General features: G+C 70.7%; 19 protein-coding genes and 1 pseudogene. 12 read left to right on the forward strand and 8 right to left on the reverse strand.

The window, feature by feature from the left end; translation table 11 throughout:
• The first annotated feature begins 56 nt into the window (after positions 1-56).
• The gene (locus ACIGQF_RS15815) at positions 57-323 is read left to right on the forward strand and encodes a hypothetical protein (protein WP_399710294.1); all 267 of its coding nucleotides are present in this window, start codon (positions 57-59) and stop codon (positions 321-323) included.
• Positions 324-331: 8 nt separating this feature from the next.
• Here ACIGQF_RS15815 and ACIGQF_RS15820 read toward each other — a convergent pair whose 3' ends face one another.
• The 8 genes and pseudogenes from ACIGQF_RS15820 to ACIGQF_RS15855 form a co-directional block, all read right to left on the reverse strand.
• Entirely contained in the window at positions 332-484 is a 153-nt protein-coding gene (locus tag ACIGQF_RS15820) for a hypothetical protein (protein ID WP_399710296.1), read from the reverse strand.
• Positions 485-586: 102 nt separating this feature from the next.
• The gene (locus tag ACIGQF_RS15825; RefSeq protein WP_399710298.1) at positions 587-808 is read right to left on the reverse strand and encodes a LexA family protein; all 222 of its coding nucleotides are present in this window, start codon (positions 806-808) and stop codon (positions 587-589) included.
• Positions 805-1044, reverse strand: coding sequence for a hypothetical protein (locus ACIGQF_RS15830; RefSeq protein WP_399710300.1), 240 nt, complete (start codon positions 1042-1044; stop codon positions 805-807). Before ACIGQF_RS15830 ends, ACIGQF_RS15825 begins: the two co-directional genes overlap by 4 nt.
• Before the next feature lie 150 nt (positions 1045-1194).
• Positions 1195-1662 carry a deaminase gene (locus ACIGQF_RS15835; protein ID WP_399710302.1) on the reverse strand — a complete coding sequence of 156 codons (468 nt, stop codon included), beginning with the start codon at positions 1660-1662 and terminating at the stop codon, positions 1195-1197.
• On the reverse strand, positions 1659-2342 hold the full coding sequence (locus ACIGQF_RS15840; RefSeq protein WP_399710304.1) for a RibD family protein: 684 nt from the start codon (positions 2340-2342) through the stop codon (positions 1659-1661). The genes ACIGQF_RS15835 and ACIGQF_RS15840 overlap by 4 nt, the downstream gene beginning before the upstream one ends.
• Before the next feature lie 40 nt (positions 2343-2382).
• On the reverse strand, positions 2383-3270 hold the full coding sequence (locus ACIGQF_RS15845) for a DNA-binding protein (RefSeq protein WP_399710957.1): 888 nt from the start codon (positions 3268-3270) through the stop codon (positions 2383-2385).
• A gap of 312 nt (positions 3271-3582) precedes the next feature.
• A pseudogene (locus ACIGQF_RS15850) lies at positions 3583-3801 on the reverse strand (helix-turn-helix domain-containing protein); the annotation flags it as partial.
• Between the two features lie 246 nt (positions 3802-4047).
• Positions 4048-4398, reverse strand: a complete 351-nt coding sequence (locus tag ACIGQF_RS15855) for a winged helix-turn-helix domain-containing protein (RefSeq protein WP_399710306.1) — start codon at positions 4396-4398, stop codon at positions 4048-4050.
• A 945-nt stretch (positions 4399-5343) separates the two neighbouring features.
• Between ACIGQF_RS15855 and ACIGQF_RS15860 the strand changes: the two genes are divergently transcribed.
• From ACIGQF_RS15860 to ACIGQF_RS15910, 11 genes are all read left to right on the forward strand, one after another.
• Positions 5344-5610 (forward strand): DUF6284 family protein, encoded by a 267-nt coding sequence (locus ACIGQF_RS15860; RefSeq protein ID WP_399710308.1) that lies wholly within the window; start codon positions 5344-5346, stop codon positions 5608-5610.
• Positions 5607-5888 carry a DUF6303 family protein gene (locus tag ACIGQF_RS15865; protein ID WP_399710310.1) on the forward strand — a complete coding sequence of 94 codons (282 nt, stop codon included), beginning with the start codon at positions 5607-5609 and terminating at the stop codon, positions 5886-5888. The genes ACIGQF_RS15860 and ACIGQF_RS15865 overlap by 4 nt, the downstream gene beginning before the upstream one ends.
• Positions 5885-6502: a hypothetical protein gene (locus ACIGQF_RS15870; protein WP_399710312.1), complete on the forward strand. Its 618-nt coding sequence runs from the start codon at positions 5885-5887 to the stop codon at positions 6500-6502. Before ACIGQF_RS15865 ends, ACIGQF_RS15870 begins: the two co-directional genes overlap by 4 nt.
• Positions 6499-6900 (forward strand): hypothetical protein, encoded by a 402-nt coding sequence (locus ACIGQF_RS15875; protein ID WP_399710314.1) that lies wholly within the window; start codon positions 6499-6501, stop codon positions 6898-6900. Before ACIGQF_RS15870 ends, ACIGQF_RS15875 begins: the two co-directional genes overlap by 4 nt.
• Positions 6897-8654 (forward strand): hypothetical protein, encoded by a 1758-nt coding sequence (locus ACIGQF_RS15880; RefSeq protein ID WP_399710316.1) that lies wholly within the window; start codon positions 6897-6899, stop codon positions 8652-8654. The genes ACIGQF_RS15875 and ACIGQF_RS15880 overlap by 4 nt, the downstream gene beginning before the upstream one ends.
• Positions 8654-9031, forward strand: coding sequence for an RRQRL motif-containing zinc-binding protein (locus ACIGQF_RS15885; RefSeq protein ID WP_399710318.1), 378 nt, complete (start codon positions 8654-8656; stop codon positions 9029-9031). The genes ACIGQF_RS15880 and ACIGQF_RS15885 overlap by 1 nt, the downstream gene beginning before the upstream one ends.
• A gap of 18 nt (positions 9032-9049) precedes the next feature.
• On the forward strand, positions 9050-9361 hold the full coding sequence (locus ACIGQF_RS15890) for a hypothetical protein (protein WP_399710320.1): 312 nt from the start codon (positions 9050-9052) through the stop codon (positions 9359-9361).
• A gap of 947 nt (positions 9362-10308) precedes the next feature.
• A complete protein-coding gene (locus tag ACIGQF_RS15895) occupies positions 10309-11664 on the forward strand; it encodes a hypothetical protein (protein WP_399710322.1) in 1356 nt (451 codons plus the stop codon).
• Positions 11657-13837: a hypothetical protein gene (locus ACIGQF_RS15900; protein WP_399710324.1), complete on the forward strand. Its 2181-nt coding sequence runs from the start codon at positions 11657-11659 to the stop codon at positions 13835-13837. Before ACIGQF_RS15895 ends, ACIGQF_RS15900 begins: the two co-directional genes overlap by 8 nt.
• A 204-nt stretch (positions 13838-14041) precedes the next feature.
• Positions 14042-14236, forward strand: a complete 195-nt coding sequence (locus ACIGQF_RS15905) for a hypothetical protein (RefSeq protein ID WP_399710326.1) — start codon at positions 14042-14044, stop codon at positions 14234-14236.
• 26 nt (positions 14237-14262) lie between these two features.
• Positions 14263-14730: a hypothetical protein gene (locus ACIGQF_RS15910; RefSeq protein WP_399710327.1), complete on the forward strand. Its 468-nt coding sequence runs from the start codon at positions 14263-14265 to the stop codon at positions 14728-14730.
• Positions 14731-14809 lie beyond the last annotated feature (79 nt).

Raw genomic sequence — 14809 nt, forward strand, 5'->3', positions numbered from 1 at the left:
TGTTCATTGGCGGTGAGCGTGACGATGGAGGCCGGCATCGGCGAGCGGAGGCAGTCATGGGATGGGTGGACCCGAAGTACATCCCCGCGCTGCGTGAGGACGGGCGGTACACGCGCCTGTTGAACTTGACCGAGCGCCTCTTGGCGGAGAGGGAGACGACGGTCGTCGTGCCGACGTGCGGCTCGTGCCAGAACGGACAGGTCACGGTCACCGACACCGAGAGCGGCCAGACGTACACGGTCCCGTGCGAGCGATGCGACGGGACCGGCACGGTGCCCGAGTACGCCGACAACGAGGACAACGGGCGCGCCGGCGACCAATGACCCGACGCTCAGTCGTCGGGCGTGGTGTTGCGGGCGCCGCACGACCAGCACTCGAACTCGCCTGGCAGCTCGTAGTGCGTCGTGCTCCAGAAGCCCTTGGGCCGCCCCTGGATGACGTTGGTCTCTAAGCATCGCCAGCACTCGAACTCGAAATCCTCCATCCCTTGAGGATGGCGCCTCGCCTCTGCGCCCGGTAGGGGGCTTCGGGAAGGGCCGCTGTTCCAACCCTGCTGCCTACTGGGGCGGCAAGGGCAATGCCGCGGTTAGTGGCCGCAGTATGGGCAGCGGGCCTTACGGCCGCGGGTCTCGACCAGCACGCCCTGCTCGCGCATCCGGCGTAGCTGGTAGGAGACCGAGGAGGGGGAGGAGAGGCCGGCCGCGGTGGCGAGCTCGCGCATGGTGGGCGGCTCGCCGTACGTGGCGAGCCACTCGCGGGCGCCGCGGGCGCCGCGGGCGATGCGCTCCTGACGGGCGGTGAGGCTCATGGTCGTCGCCCGCGCACGGCGGCTGCGCGCGCCTGCTCCTTCAGCGCCACGCGGGCCGCGGGTGTGCCCTGCGGGGTCTGCCAGTACGGGTGGTCGGCGATGCGCCGGGAGAGCTCTAGCAGGCGCCGACGGTAGGGAGCCAGCTGGTTCGTCGGCGCCGTGGCAAGCCGACCGTAGGTGAGGTACCAAGCGGTCTGGACCTCCAGGAGGTCATGGGGGAAGTCGGGGCGATCCATACTCCCGATTAGATCGCTTGTTCGATTCCTGGGGCAAGGTGGACGCACGACATGTCGCCACCTCCTCACAGCCGGACGCCCAGAGTGCCTCGCGAACTCTCGCATGCAAGAAAGCCCCCGCCTCGATGGCGGGGGCTCATTGCGTTGTGGTCACTGCTCGGAGTCGATGCCCGATAGGTGGGTATTGACTGCACGCGCCTTGTCGGCGAGCTCAGGCAGCTCCACCACGGAGACGCCGGCCGTCCGAAGGCGCTCTACCCCCACACAGTCGTCTACGAAGAGATCCGGCTCACGCCATGCGATGACCACACGGCCGATCTTGGCCCGTAGGACGAGATCGGTGCAGGTCAGCGTTCGGGACCGACGTTGGGAGCATGGCTCCAAGGTGCTGTAGAGGGTGGCTCCTGACAGGCGCGGGTCGTCCTCGGCGAGCTTGGCAAGGGCCGCTTCCTCGGCATGGTCATGCGGGTCCGTCTCTCGGGAGTAGCCGTTCGAGATCTCGTTGCCGTCGCCATCGATGATGACCGCGCCGACGGAGTACGCGCCTTCCGACGGCGGACACAGACGAGACAGCTCGATGGCTTTCTCCATCCACGCGAGATCGGCAGTGTTGGTCACGCCGTGCTCTCCTGCTTGGGCAGGTACCGCAGCAGTACGACGTCGCCGATCGTCCGGGCTTCGGCGAGGTGCATGCGGTGAGTGGAGCCACCGGGGTACGTGGCAGGGTTCAGGAATCGCGGGGCCTCAGCGTCGCCGACGACCAGCGGAGCAATGGCGAGATGGATCTCGTCAGCAAGGCCCTGCGAGAGGAAGGCCGTATGGATCTGACCGCCTCCTTCGACCATCAGCCTCTCGATGCCGCGCTCGCCGAGGTCGTCCAGGAGCGCCCCGAAGTCCAGCTCCGGGCCCGTCGAGACGACGTCGGCCAGACCTGCGAGAGTGGTCCGAAGCTTCTCTTCGGCAGCATCGGTGGTGTAGGCCAGCTTGTCGCCGCCGTGGTGCCAGAACTTGAGGTCGGGGTCGAGGTTGCCGCTCGCTGAGACGGTTACCTTCAGCGGGAACTCCGGCTTTCCGGCCGCGACGCGCGCCGCACGGCGCTCCTCGCTGTTCACGAGCAAGCGCGGATTGTCTGCCCGCATGGTGCCGGCGCCGATGAGGATCGCGTCGGACTCCGCGCGAACCTGGTCCACGCGATCGAAGTCTTCACTGTTGCTGAGCAGGAGCCGCGAGGGGCTGGTGTCGTCGATGTGGCCATCGACAGAGGTGGCGACGCTCAGCAGCACGTACGGGCGGGGCAAGGAAGTCTCCTTAGCTGACTCAGTGCGGGGACGGCGGTCGTCAGGCCTGTCGGAGCACTGACTCACTCATTGCGTCCTTGAAGTCGGTCACAGTGGGGACCGTACGCCATTTCGTCAGGTCGGCATCGAGCTGGGCCAGCTCGCGTGTGATGCGGTTGGAACCGGTGTCCAGTCCGACGCTCAGCGCCTGGAGACCGATCGTCGCGGCCTGCTCCGCCTCGCCCGCCCGGCTTAGCGCAACGGCCTCACGAGCGAGGTAGACGCCCCTGTCGCGGTGGTACCCGGGCGGAAGCTGACTGATGGCGCTACGGAACCCCTCTGCCGCTGCACTGTGATTCCCCAGTGCTGTGAGGCTGTACGCCCGCTGGACCTCGATGTACGAGGCGTCCAACCAAACTCCCCAGGGAGAGTGAGGGTCTGGATCCATAGTGGCCCGAAGCTCGTGGGCGTGCTCGTAGGCTCGCGCCGTGGCAATCGGGTCGTCGCGCAGCGCATGGCCGTGCGCGCCATAGGTAGCCGCAACAGCAGCGAGACGGCTTCCTGGAGTGGCCATGTCTTCAGCGGCTTCAGCGACGTCCACAGCCTCGATGGGGTCGTGCATGTCCCCGGCCAGCTGACTGCGTCGAGCCAGGATGTACGTGGTCAGGTCGGGATCACCGGACATGTGGGAGGCTTCCAGGGCTTCACGCGTCCAGTGTTGAGCCGCCCGAAAGTCGCCCAGGTCCTGATACAGCCAGCCGCACAGCTCGGAGAACTGCGTCTGCAGCTGCAGCAGCTGTCGCCGGTCCGCGCCGCGGCATCCGGCCCGTAGCTCCTTGATTGCCGCGATCTGCTGCTTAACCGCAGGGATGACGCGATGAGGTCCGAACAGGTTGTCGTTCTCGATGAGGACACGCCGTGTGGCTTTCAGGTGCTCGATCGGGTTCACCCCTGAGGAGGCGAGGGAGGCTCGACGGGGCACCTCAGCCGCGGCCGGGAGATCTGAAGCTACTGCGATGGCAGCGCCGGCACCCAGCGCACCGAGCAGGGCCCTTCGGGAGAGCGACACGAAGATGATCCTTCCGTCATCAGTGCGTACGGGGACGGATATCCCCTCTTCCGAAGGTGCCTGGCTACCCTCCTCGGCGCCCAGCGTGGTCGGCGCTTTAGCCACATGAGGCCTCGGATTAGCCACATGGCCAGAGGCGAGTCTGTCGAGAGGGACGCCCTGCTTGACCGCCGCGTGTAGCCGCACAAGCGCTCCGCCCGCGCCCAACGCTTGGTCATATGCGGCGACGAGGTCAGCGGACGGCGCCTGGCCTCCGCGTTCCGCCCGAGCCATGTAGCTGCTGTTGTAGCGGACTTTCGCGCTCAGCTCGCCCAGGGAGAGTCCGCGTTCTTCGCGCCATTCCCGCATTTCGGCACCCAGGTAGTGCTTCGGACTCTTGTGTGGCGTCAGCTGATTTGGTCGCTGCCCCATCCACCCTCCCCCATGAGGCCTATGTGGCCGCTCAAGGCCAGCCACATGTCATCACTATCGACGAGCCAAGTCCCGTCGGTACAAACGAATCACAGCAAGTTCTTGCTTGTCGACGGCGTGCAGGCGCCTCGTCGACGCTCTACGAAGGGACAGGCATATCTATGAACGTGACCAGCGGCCGAGGCCGCGTCCGGGGTGCTACCGCGTCGACGGCCACACTCCTGCAGATCCTGATGCGGCCGCGCGTCAGCGCCCCTCCAGCTCCGTTACCCGCTCCCGCAGCCCGGTGACTTCCTCACGAAGCTGCGCGACTTGTTCACGCAGCTCGGCGAGAGCACCGACAGGGTCGCCCTCCTTGGCCCGCTCAGGCGAGTCGGGGGTCAGGAAGGCCCCCTTGCCCTGGTGGCTCACCACAAGGCCCTCCGTCGCCAGCTGACGAATAGCCGCCCGCGCCACCGTGGCAGTCACTCGGTGCTCTTCCTGGATGTCGGCGAGCGACGGCAGCTTTCCGGTCTTCGCGAACTCGTCCTTGGCGATCCGAGACCGCAGCTCATCCGCCAATTGCTGGTACGCCGGCTTGCCAGTCCACTCGACCATCTGCACCCCTCACGAATCGCCTGCTTCTCTGCCACATAGTGCCCAAGCAGCAGAGGCGATGACCAGCCCGGACTCGCCATCTCCGGCGACAGGGGTTGCGGCACTCTGCCTCACAGTGCACTATGAGGCAGAGTTGAGCACGGCCCGACGGCTCCAAAGCGGGGCTCATAGGGCCGTTCGCGAAACCGCTTGACCTGCATAAACAGCGCCCGGAAGCACGGCCCGGAGCCTGCGCTGCGCACAACTCAACAGAGTGCCGACCCAGCCACATGCACACGTGTGGTCGATGGGTGCGGATCACCACCCCGATCGCCCATGTCGGGCCGGGTGATCTGCCCCGCGGACGCCATCCAGGTGCCCGCGGGCGACCGATTACGCATCCGAAGAACCTTCCGCGGGGCTACCGGCTCCGCGCTGAGCACCAGTGCTCACGTTCCTCGGCATCCCGGTTCGCCGCGCGATGTGGAGGTTCGTGGTCGCTCGTGACTCGTGACGAGTGATCACACAGAAGCGGGCCCCGGGTGGCACCCCGGGGCCCGCGTACAGGCACCTAAATGGGAGGCACCTGTGATCACCAGCATGGCATGCCGCGGCTTAGCGGCGTACCCGGCCGACAGCGACCCGGACATGGACGAGGCCCTGCGCCGCGTCCGGGCGGGAGGCGCGCGATGACCGACGAACAGCGTCGGCAGATGGAGGAGGACCTGCGGCGGCGCAATGAGCAGTCGCAGCGAGACGCCCGCGCGAAGCGCTGATCAGCACCTTCCTCGACCGCCCCGATGGTCGCAGGCCGGGTTCGACTCCCGGCCGGGGCACCGCTGCCACAACCGGCAGCCCAGCCGACTCGCCTTCTGCGGGCGGCTCTTTCCTCAATGGCGCGCGCCCTCGGAGCGGCAACTCCGAGGGCGCTTTCGGGCCGTTTCACCTGAGAGAGGACCACGACCCATGAAGCACATCGGTGCTGTTCAGGCGGTTGTTACCGCCGCCCCGGTCGACGGGGAGCCGTCGGCCGCCGAGCTGGACGCGATCGAGCGCGAGATGCCCGTCCTTGAGGCGGAGGTTGAGCTGTTGGACGTGCAGATCAGCCTGCTGGACCAGCCGCCGTCCGAGCTGGGTGCGCAGCGGCTGCGGCGGGCCCGCCGCAAGGTGCTCACGGCCCGCCGTGACCTGACCAACCGCGCCGCCGTGGCGCAGGCGGGCGGTGCGGCATGACGCACAGCGCACGCCTGGCCAACACGTACTTCGGCGAGTGGGAACTGTACGTCGTCACCGACAGCCCCGACGTCGCGGACTGGCCGGCCCACGAGTTCAAGGACTCTGCCGCGATCACGACGTTGGCCGAGCGGATCAAGACGCTGGCGGCTCTCGGTTACGAGCCCGTCCCGGGCGCCGAGTGGGAGTGGCAGGAGCTGGCCAACGGCGTCATGGACTCCGTGGAGCTGCTGGCCGCGCTCGACGTCCGGCCCGCGGGGACGGGGGATGCCGCGTGAACGGTGTCCCGCCCGAGTGCCGGGACTGGTTCGTGGACCACGAGGGCAAGCCCCGTCCGTGGTCGCGGGACCGGTCGACACCGGAGGAGGCCCGCTGGGCCCTGGCCTTCCACGAGGCCGGGCACGCGGTCACCGCCCTCGCCTACGGCATGCACCTGGTGTCCACCGGCCTGATCACCGTGACCACGGAGGACGGCGGCTGGGCCACTACTGGGGGCACCCGCGTGGTCACCAACTCCGTCTCCGCCCAGCACTTCGCCATCCACATGGCCGCCGGCGAACGCGCGGACCTGCACCACCGCAGCCGCACCGGCCCGGTGACCTCCGAAATGGTGGAACTGGCGCTCTCCGAGCACGACCGGGAAGACGCGATCGCCTTCCTTGGCACCCGCGGCTTCCTGCTGGGGCGGGACCACACCCCGCCCGGCGGCATGTCTTGGAAGAGCGTCCAGTACGCCGCTGACTTCGCGGTCACCGGCCTGTGGGACCCGATCGAGGCCGTCGCCCACGGCATCCACTCCCGTGGCTCGCTCACCGGGGACGAGGCCGCCGTCCTGGCCGGCGTGCCCAACCCGCCCCGGCAGCCCACTGACTCGCCCAAGGAGGCGTCATGATCCGCGTCATCACCACCGGTCGCCTGCAGGCGCTCGAAGCCGACCAGACCAAGCTGGCCCAGGCCCTCGACGCCGCCGACATCGCCCAGGCCGAGCAGCAGGAGACCCAGGAGGACCTGGAGCGGGTCCGCAAGGTCGCCGACGACCTGATGAAGGAGGTCGCGACGCTGTCCGTGGCCGCCCTCCAGCAGCGCTGGGCGTACATCCTGTTCCACTACACCCAGATTCACGGGGTCTACCCGACGCTGAAGACCGCCGAGGCCGCAGCCGAGCAGCAGGGCGCCGCTCCGAGTGGCTGGGTGGACACCCCGGCCGGCGCCCCCAAGGGCGGTAGCACCGAGACCAGGTGGCGCATCATCGGCATGCCCGTGCAGCAGGACGGCGGTGACGCTGGATGATCCCCGACCTGCACATCCCCGACCTGCACACCCTCCTCCCCGCCGGCCCGGCCTGGCTGTCCTGGGCCGCGCCGCTGCTGCTGGCGCTGACCGCGGTGGCCGTCGCCATGTTGGCGGTGGGGCGGCTGCGGAAGTCGGCGTGGCTGTCCGGCATCGGCCCACAGGCCGTGGTGGCGCTGGGCGGCGTGGCGGTCAGCGTCTACGGGCTGTGGGGCTTTGCCACCGAGACCGTGCACCTGCCGATCCCGCTGGCGGTCGCCTTCATCAGCGTCTTTGACGCGGCGGAGATGACGCTGCTGGTGATGCTCTACCGCACCGCCGACCCGGAGGTGGGGTGGACGCGGGAGCTGCGGCTGATGCACCGCACCGCCTGGACCCTGGTGGGGTTCTCCGGCGCGATGAACGCCGTGCACGCCCCCAACTGGTGGGCCCGCCCCGTCCTCGCCGCGGTGCCCGCTTTGGCGGCGTGGCTGATCGAGCTGCAGTTGCGCAGCAAGCTCCACACCCCGGATCGGGATGAGGAGGAGGACGTCCGGCCGGGGCCGGCCCGGCTGGTGGCGCTGCTGTGGCAGCACGCCTGGTCCGGCCTGTTCGCCCTGCTCGGGCTGGACGCGCGCACCTCCTCCTCGGCCATCGCTCGCGCCGCCCTGGCCCAGCGGGCCGCGCTGCGCGTCTACCGCCTCCGCCTGGCACTTGCCGCTCCCACCCCCGACCGGGCGCGAGCGTTGCGGCGGGGGCAGCGGCGGATCGTGCGGTTGCGGGGCAAGGCGCAGAAGGCGCTGGATAGGGCGGATGTGGCCACCGACCGCGAACAGTCCCTCGCCCTGGTGCGGCGTCTGGCGGCGCTGACGCGGGCGGAAGAGGTGGCGCGGCTGGATTACTCCGACACCACCGCCGTCCTCACCCTCATCGAGGACCTGGCCGTCACCCCCGGCGTCCAGCGCCTGGAAGCCTCCCAGCTCGCCCAGCGCGCGGAAGAGGAACGCGAGCGCGCGGAAGCCGCGCGGCAAGAAGCCGAGCGCGCGCGGCAGGAGGCGGAGGCCGCGCGGCAGCGCGCGGAAGAGGAACTCACCGCCGCGCGGGAGGAGCTCCAGCGCGTGCAGGAGGCCACCGACGCCGCCCGGGAGAACCAGGACGACACGGCGGCCGAGATCGAGGCTGCGCGGCAGCGCGCGGAAGCCGCGCGGCAGGAAGAACAGACCGCGCGGCAGCGCGCGGAAGGGATCGTGGCCGCCGCGCGGGAGGAGGCCGGCCGTGTCCAGAGGGACGCCCAGCAGGCCCTGACCGGGCTGCGGGACGCCACCACCGAGCAGCGCGAACGGCTGCAGGAGCTGACCGGCCTGGTGGAGCTGGCAGAAGGCCACGCACGCGATAGCCAGTCGCAGTTGCAGCAGGTCAGGCAGGAAATTCAGGAAGCCTCGCTGCTGCGGGACCGGCTGCGCGGCGACCTCGCCGCCCTCGACCCGCAGGCCCCCGACGCCGCCACGTCCGGTGAGGAGCAGGTGTGGAAGTCCGCGGCCAAGCAAGAGGGCTGGGAGCACTACCTACACACCCTCACCACCTCTCAAGGGCGGGAGGAGCCGACCGCGGCCGAACTGGCCGACCGGTTCGGCGTGGACGGGGGAAACGCGCGGAACTGGCTGCGGGACTTCCGTGCCGCGCGCGCCGCGCAGCTCGCCGCGCGGCAACCGCGCGCTGCCGCGCACCCCACCCTCACGGCCGTTAACGGCAGCAGCGTGACCGGCGTTTCCTGATGCCCGGCCCGCGCTTCTTCGACCCCGACGGCGCGCGGTACGGCCTCCCCACCTACCCCTTCCGGCTCGCCCCCGACGGGTTGGCCACCCGGCGACAGCTCCGCGCGAAGGGGCTGCGGCCGGGCGGGCAGGAGGTGGCCGCGCAGATCCTGTGGCGCTCGCGCCGCTACCGCGCCAGCGTCCGCGTCGCCTACCTCTACCGCCTGGACCTGGCGCTGCCCATTCGGCCGATGACGCCGGCGCGCTGGGCGGCGCTGGCCAAGGCGAACGCCGCCCGCCGCACCTGCCCCAACTGCGGTCAGGACGCGGGCTACACCCTCCCCACCTCACTCGGCACCTGCCTGGCCTGTGCGGACGCTCCCGCGCAGGCCGCCTGAGCATCCAGGAGTTCGTACGTGACCAGCAACAACCGCAACACTCGCCGTCTGGCCCTCCCCGTCTCGCTGGCCGTGGGCGTTGCCCTGGCCGCGGTCCACGGATCGCAGTTGGCGTCCTACGACGTGCCGCCGTCGCTGGTGATTATCTGCGCGCTGTGCGTCATGGGGACGTTCACCTCGTCGCTGGCGCATCTCTTCGAGACGCTGACGACCACCACGCACCGCTGCCGCGAGGCGGGCTGTGACTTCCGCGTCCGGGTGCGCCGCGACGACGCCGCCGACAACCGCCGGTGGCAGGAGATCGCCGCCGCCCACCCCCGCCACATCTGACCTGCGTTCTTCCCGACACGCAGCGCGCCCCCGGCCCGCTTCCTACGGCCCGGCCGGGGGCGCCTTTCTGACTCCTTGAGAGGAGCCCGTTCAGCATGCCGGAAAACACCACCACGGCCCAGCAGGCCGAGGAAATCACCCCCACACCCGCAACGGATCAGGCCACCGTGCCGCCGCAGCAGGAAGAGGACGGGCAGGTGCTGAACCTGCCCACACCCGGCCCATCCGAGGACTACGAACCCAGCCCATCGGAAGACGACGAGCAGGAAGAGGAAACAGACGAAGAAGAGCACGGCCTCGATGGGGGCCTGCCGGCCGCGCCACTGCTGGCGAATGCCGTGAATCTTTCCACGGTCGGGGTGTGCGGTGCGCTGAGCACCGTCGGCCCGATGGCCGCTGTGGTGGCCGGTGGGGTGGCGGCGGCCGGTGTCGGCGCTCTTGGCGTCGCTGCGGTCCGCTCTGCGCGCAGCACCGACCAGCGGCGGGCCGCGGCGGCAACCACGACCAGTGCCGGTCGTGCCGGACGGTTCGGCCGAGCATCGCGTGCCGGTGCTTCCGGGGGCCTCTCCGGCGGAGGTCGTCGGTCGCGTTCCGGTGCGACTGCCGGTGGCCGGATGGGACGCGGCGGCGCTGGAACGGCTGGTGGCGGGCGCGGTGGTCTGTTCGGCCGTCGCGGTGCGGGTGCTGGGGCCGGTGGTCGTGGTCAAGGCCGCGGCAGTGCAGGGCGTCATACGCCGACGACGGGCGGCGCGGGCCAGGGCCGGACCGGGGCGGTGCACGGCTCGTCGGGGCTCGGTTCGGCCGGTCTCAGCAAGCGTCCCACCGGAGCGTCCGGCACGGGCTCCCGTGGCGGGCGGTCGGGGTTGCTCTCCGGCGCGGCCGGGGGCGGTTGGCGTCGCGGCTCTGCCTTCGGCGGTGGACGCCGCGGCTCCGCGGGCGCAGGGGGCATGTTCGGCGGTGGCCGGCGCGGGAAGTCGGCGGCCGGAGCAGCCGGGGCCGGTGCGGGAGCTGCGGGCCGGTCGCACGGCAAGGGCCGGGAGACGGTGGCCGCGGCGCAGGGGCGCGCCGCCCGCCTGGCGGCATCCGCCGGTGAGCGGCTGGACCGGTGGCGTGAGCGGGCCGGAACGTTGCTGCGGGGGTGGTGGTCGAAGGCCTGGGCCTGGTTGAAGCCCAAGCTCACCTGGGCCTGGCGGGCCACCAAGGGCCTGCGGTGCCGGGGCTATGCGCATCTGCGCCACTACCTGCGGCTGCTGGCCGCCGCGTTCTTCGCCACGGTGGCCGCGCTGGCGGTGATGCCGGCGTCCCTGTTCGTCGGGGCCATCGCCAACATCCCGGCCTGCGTCAGCAAGCGGTTCCGCTTCACCGGCACGGGGATGTCGTGGCCGGGGCGGGTGGCCCGCAAGGTCTTCGGCAAGCTCGCTGAGGCCTCCCGCCGTCGCCTGCACTCCCAACTGTCCGACATGGCCACCCCGATCACCACCGACGCGGCCGAGCACGTCGGGCACGTCTGCGACGACCCCGGGGCCACCACAGGCCCGGTCACCGAGGAACCCACGATGAAGGGAGCGCACGTGAGCGTCTTCGCCACCTCTGCCGAGGAGGTCGCCACCGCCTACGCCGCCTACGACCCGCCCGCCATGGCCGCCGTCGCGGCCGAGTACAAGGGCCTTCCCGACGCCATCCGCTACGTCAATGACGCGGTGATGGCGCTGGCGGAGAACTCCGCGACCATCTACCCGATGGACCCGGCGATGGCCGAGGGCGTCAGCCAGGTCTCCCAGGTCCTGCAGGCCACCGCCGCCTACGCCGATGAGATCGAGCCCACCTTCCGCCAGGTGCACGAGCACGACGTGATGCGGCTGGAGAACCCGCGGGTCAACGAGCACTGGTGGAACGTCGGCGGCATCGACGGCGACGGCGCCCTGTGGGCCACCGCCTCCGTCCTGGCCACCGCCGCCGAAGAAGTCCGCGGCGTCTACCAGTCCTGGTCGCCTGAGGGCATGGGGGACAGCGCCGCGATGGCGGTCGGCGCCGAATACGAGGGCCTGCCCATCGGCCTGGAACACCTCGCCGAGGCCGTCACCTCACTCGCCACCCGCTCCGCGGACACCTACCCCGTCGACCCCTGCATCGCCGAGATGGTCGCCGACGTCGTCCACGGCCTGCGCAAGGCCATCTCCGCCGCCATGGAGCTGCAGCCCGCCTTCCGCCGCCTGCACTCCGAGGAGATCGACCACAACGAAAACCCCCGCACCAACGAGCACATGTGGGCCGCGCCCAAGACCGGAGGAGCCCATGCCTGACCTGGACTGGCACGGCCAGCACACCCTCAATACCGCCACCGCCACCGCCCTGACCTCCGCGCTCGCCGCCTCCTCCCTCACCTACGCCACCGGCGTGCACCCGATGTGGGACATGGCCGTAGCCGCAGGCGGCGCGCTCGGTGCCGCCGCCGACGGCGCCCGGCGCGGACGGCTGGGCGGCACCCTCACCTACCGGGCCTCTCTGTGGCTGGCGGCCGGCGGCTGGTCCTCCTGGGCCGCCGCCGGCGGCCCGCCCTGGTCCCTGCCCGCCCTAGCCGCACTGGCCGGGGCGGCCCTGGCCGGGCGCCTGTCCTGGAACGCGGTCGGCCGCTACGAGAGCGCCGAGAAGCTGCGCCGCCGCCAGGCCGCCGAGACCGCCGCGGCCGCCGAGCGGCAGGAGCGGCACGATGAGTGGGGCGCGCAGTGGAAGGACCGCCTGGCCCGCATCGCCAAGCTGGAGAACTGCAAGGTCATCGCGATCCAGCCCTGGGCGGCGAACACCGGCTACACCGTCGAAGTCGACCTGCCCGGCGGCGCCACCTGGGGCCAGCTCAAGCGCTTCGAGGACGCCCTCGGCTCCGACCTCCGGCTGGACGAGGGCTGCGGCGTGGAGGTCGCCAGCGGGCGCCGCAAGGGCACCGCCATCATCCGCGTCTCCACCGTCAACGTGATGCAGCAGGACCTGCCCTTCCCGCTGGACCTCTCGCCGACCAGCATCGATGAGGAGTTCGCCATCGGCCTGCACCGCGACGGCACCCCCGCCCTCGGTTCGCTGGCCTTCATCTGCGGCCTGGGCATCGGCGACACCGGATCGGGCAAGACCAACACCCTCAACGTCATCAACGCCCAGCTCCTGCGCACCGTCGACGCTCTGGTGTGGCACATCGACACCACCGGCGCCGGTCTGTCCCTGCCGTGGCTGACCTCCTGGGCCATCGACGGCACCCACACCCGCCCCGTCATCGACTGGAGCGCCCACACCCTGGATGAGACCAGGGCCATGCTCACCATGGCCCTGCAGATCATCGAGGTCCGCAAGCGCCGCTACCAGCAGCTCATGCGCAAGGCCAACGACACCAAGCTCCCCGCCCGCACCGACGTCCCCGAGATCGTCATCGTGGTCGATGAGACCGCGGACCTGCCCGGCGACATCAAGCAGCAGGTCGAGACCGTCATGAACACCGGACGCGCGGTCCGGGTGCGCATCAAGGTCTCCTCCCTGCGGGCGACCTCGGACTCCATCCCGGTGCCGGTCAAGAAGCGCGCCAAGTGGCGCTGGGGCATGTACGTCACCGACCCCGAGGAACTGTCCTACCTCTTCTCCGGGTTCCAGCAGGTCGACCCGGCCGACGCCCCCTGGCCCGGGTGCGGCTTCAACGCCTACGGCACCACCAAGCCCCGCCCGTTCAAGGCGTACGTCCTGGACCCCGGCCGCATGGACCAGATCGCCGCCGCCGTCTCACCCCGGCGCCCGGAGCTGGATGAGATCTCGCGCAGCGTCCCGCACGGCCGCTACTACCCCTCCCGCTGGGCCCGCGTCCTGCCCGCCCTGTACGAGGGCGAGCCCCTGCACCCGGTCACCCAGCCGTACACCGACGTGCCCCTCGTCCCCGTCCCCACCAAGACAGGCCCCGGCCCGGCGGTCGGCAACAACCCGGCGACCGGCGCGACACCTGGCGGGCCAGGTGCCGGCATCAAGCCCGGCAGCCCGGAGTGGGCCCGCCTCTTCCCCAACCGCAGCGCCGCCAGCACCCCGCCCGTGTCCATGACGAAGGACACCGGGGCGGACAAGGGCATGCGGCTGGTGGTCGACAACACCGGCCAGGCACCGTCCCCGGAGGCGAAGGAGATGGCCGAGCAAGAGCCTCCTTCCGCGGAGCGTGCGGAGGACTCCGCGCCGGCAACCGAGCAGCAGCCCGCCGCAGCTCCCGCGCCGATGCCCTCGGCACAGGACGCGGCGATGCGCCTCCTGCTGGACGCGGGACCGGAGGGAACCGGGCCCTCCCGCATGGAAGCCGACCTGAAGACCCTCGGCTACCGCACCCACCGCACCACCATCTCCGGCTGGCTGCGCGTGTGGGCCGCCTCCGCCGAGGTCCGCCAGATGGGCACCGGCACCCAGGCCTACTACGTCCACCGCAGCTATGCCACGGACCAGCCGACCAGCAACTGAGCGTCACCGAACCGTGCTTGTTGTCGCTTGTAGCGACAACAAGCACACCCCCCGCTAAATCCCTCCCAGGGGCCCCACAGGCCCCTTTTCCTTGTTGTCGCTACAAGCGACAACAAGGCCACTACAAGCACGCTGCGTCACCCCTGTGAGCCCCGGACCGGACCACCGGCCGGGGCTCACGCACCCTCCACGACGGGAGACCCCATGGCCCTGACCATCTCCGCCGCCGTCCTCTTCGGCATCCTCACCTTCGCCCTGCTCCGCGGCAGATCCGTCAGCGGCGGCACCGCGATCGTGCTCTTCCTCTTCGGCTTCTTCACCGCCGGCACCGGCGCCTACGGCCCCATCCACGACCTGTGCCAGGCCATAGCCAACGCCCTCACCCACCTCACCGCCTGATCCATCCCACGCCAGGAGGAGGACTTGTGGACCCCCGCCCCACGCACCCGATCACCACCACCGAAACCCACCAGGCGCCCGCCTACCTCCCGCACCGGCCCACGCCGATGCCGCTCCACGAGATCCCGCCCGGCGTCCAGGTAGTCACCCTGCCCGGCGGCATCCGCACCCTCGCCTACACCGAACCGACCGCCCCACCGTCCGTGGCCCCGGCCGCCCAGCCCATCCCCGCGTGGGCCAAGACCACCGCCCTGCTCGCGCCCACCGTCGGCGGCGGCATCGCCGTCGCCGGAGTCGGCGTCTCCTACGCCGCACCAGGACTGATCGCCATGACCGACGCCCTGTGGGCCGCCGTCGCCCTCATCGCAGCCGGCGGCGGAGCCGCACTGGCCCTGCTCAAGCGCTGCCGACGCCCCATACCCGCCCCGATCACCCAGAACATCACCGCCACCGGCCTCTTCGGCCGCGCCAACGGCACCATCAACCACCACTGACCAGCCCCGGGGCACACCAAAGGCGACCGCCTCATCTCGCCAAAGATCCGCGGTCGCCCTGGTCTCCAGCCCTTCCACA

The organism is Streptomyces sp. NPDC053560, assembly GCF_044544605.1.
GTDB lineage: Bacteria > Actinomycetota > Actinomycetes > Streptomycetales > Streptomycetaceae > Streptomyces.

Bases quoted from the DNA above. Each gene is read 5' to 3' on its own strand.
- ACIGQF_RS15905 (WP_399710326.1), top strand. From the start codon at position 14,042: ATGGCCCTGACCATCTCCGCCGCCGTCCTCTTCGGCATCCTCACCTTC.
- ACIGQF_RS15880 (WP_399710316.1), top strand. From the start codon at position 6,897: ATGATCCCCGACCTGCACATCCCCGACCTGCACACCCTCCTCCCCGCC.
- ACIGQF_RS15830 (WP_399710300.1), bottom strand. From the start codon at position 1,044: ATGGATCGCCCCGACTTCCCCCATGACCTCCTGGAGGTCCAGACCGCT.
- ACIGQF_RS15895 (WP_399710322.1), top strand. From the start codon at position 10,309: ATGTTCGGCGGTGGCCGGCGCGGGAAGTCGGCGGCCGGAGCAGCCGGG.
- ACIGQF_RS15815 (WP_399710294.1), top strand. From the start codon at position 57: ATGGGATGGGTGGACCCGAAGTACATCCCCGCGCTGCGTGAGGACGGG.
- ACIGQF_RS15875 (WP_399710314.1), top strand. From the start codon at position 6,499: ATGATCCGCGTCATCACCACCGGTCGCCTGCAGGCGCTCGAAGCCGAC.
- ACIGQF_RS15820 (WP_399710296.1), bottom strand. From the start codon at position 484: ATGGAGGATTTCGAGTTCGAGTGCTGGCGATGCTTAGAGACCAACGTC.
- ACIGQF_RS15860 (WP_399710308.1), top strand. From the start codon at position 5,344: ATGAAGCACATCGGTGCTGTTCAGGCGGTTGTTACCGCCGCCCCGGTC.
- ACIGQF_RS15885 (WP_399710318.1), top strand. From the start codon at position 8,654: ATGCCCGGCCCGCGCTTCTTCGACCCCGACGGCGCGCGGTACGGCCTC.
- ACIGQF_RS15855 (WP_399710306.1), bottom strand. From the start codon at position 4,398: ATGGTCGAGTGGACTGGCAAGCCGGCGTACCAGCAATTGGCGGATGAG.
- ACIGQF_RS15825 (WP_399710298.1), bottom strand. From the start codon at position 808: ATGAGCCTCACCGCCCGTCAGGAGCGCATCGCCCGCGGCGCCCGCGGC.
- ACIGQF_RS15900 (WP_399710324.1), top strand. From the start codon at position 11,657: ATGCCTGACCTGGACTGGCACGGCCAGCACACCCTCAATACCGCCACC.
- ACIGQF_RS15865 (WP_399710310.1), top strand. From the start codon at position 5,607: ATGACGCACAGCGCACGCCTGGCCAACACGTACTTCGGCGAGTGGGAA.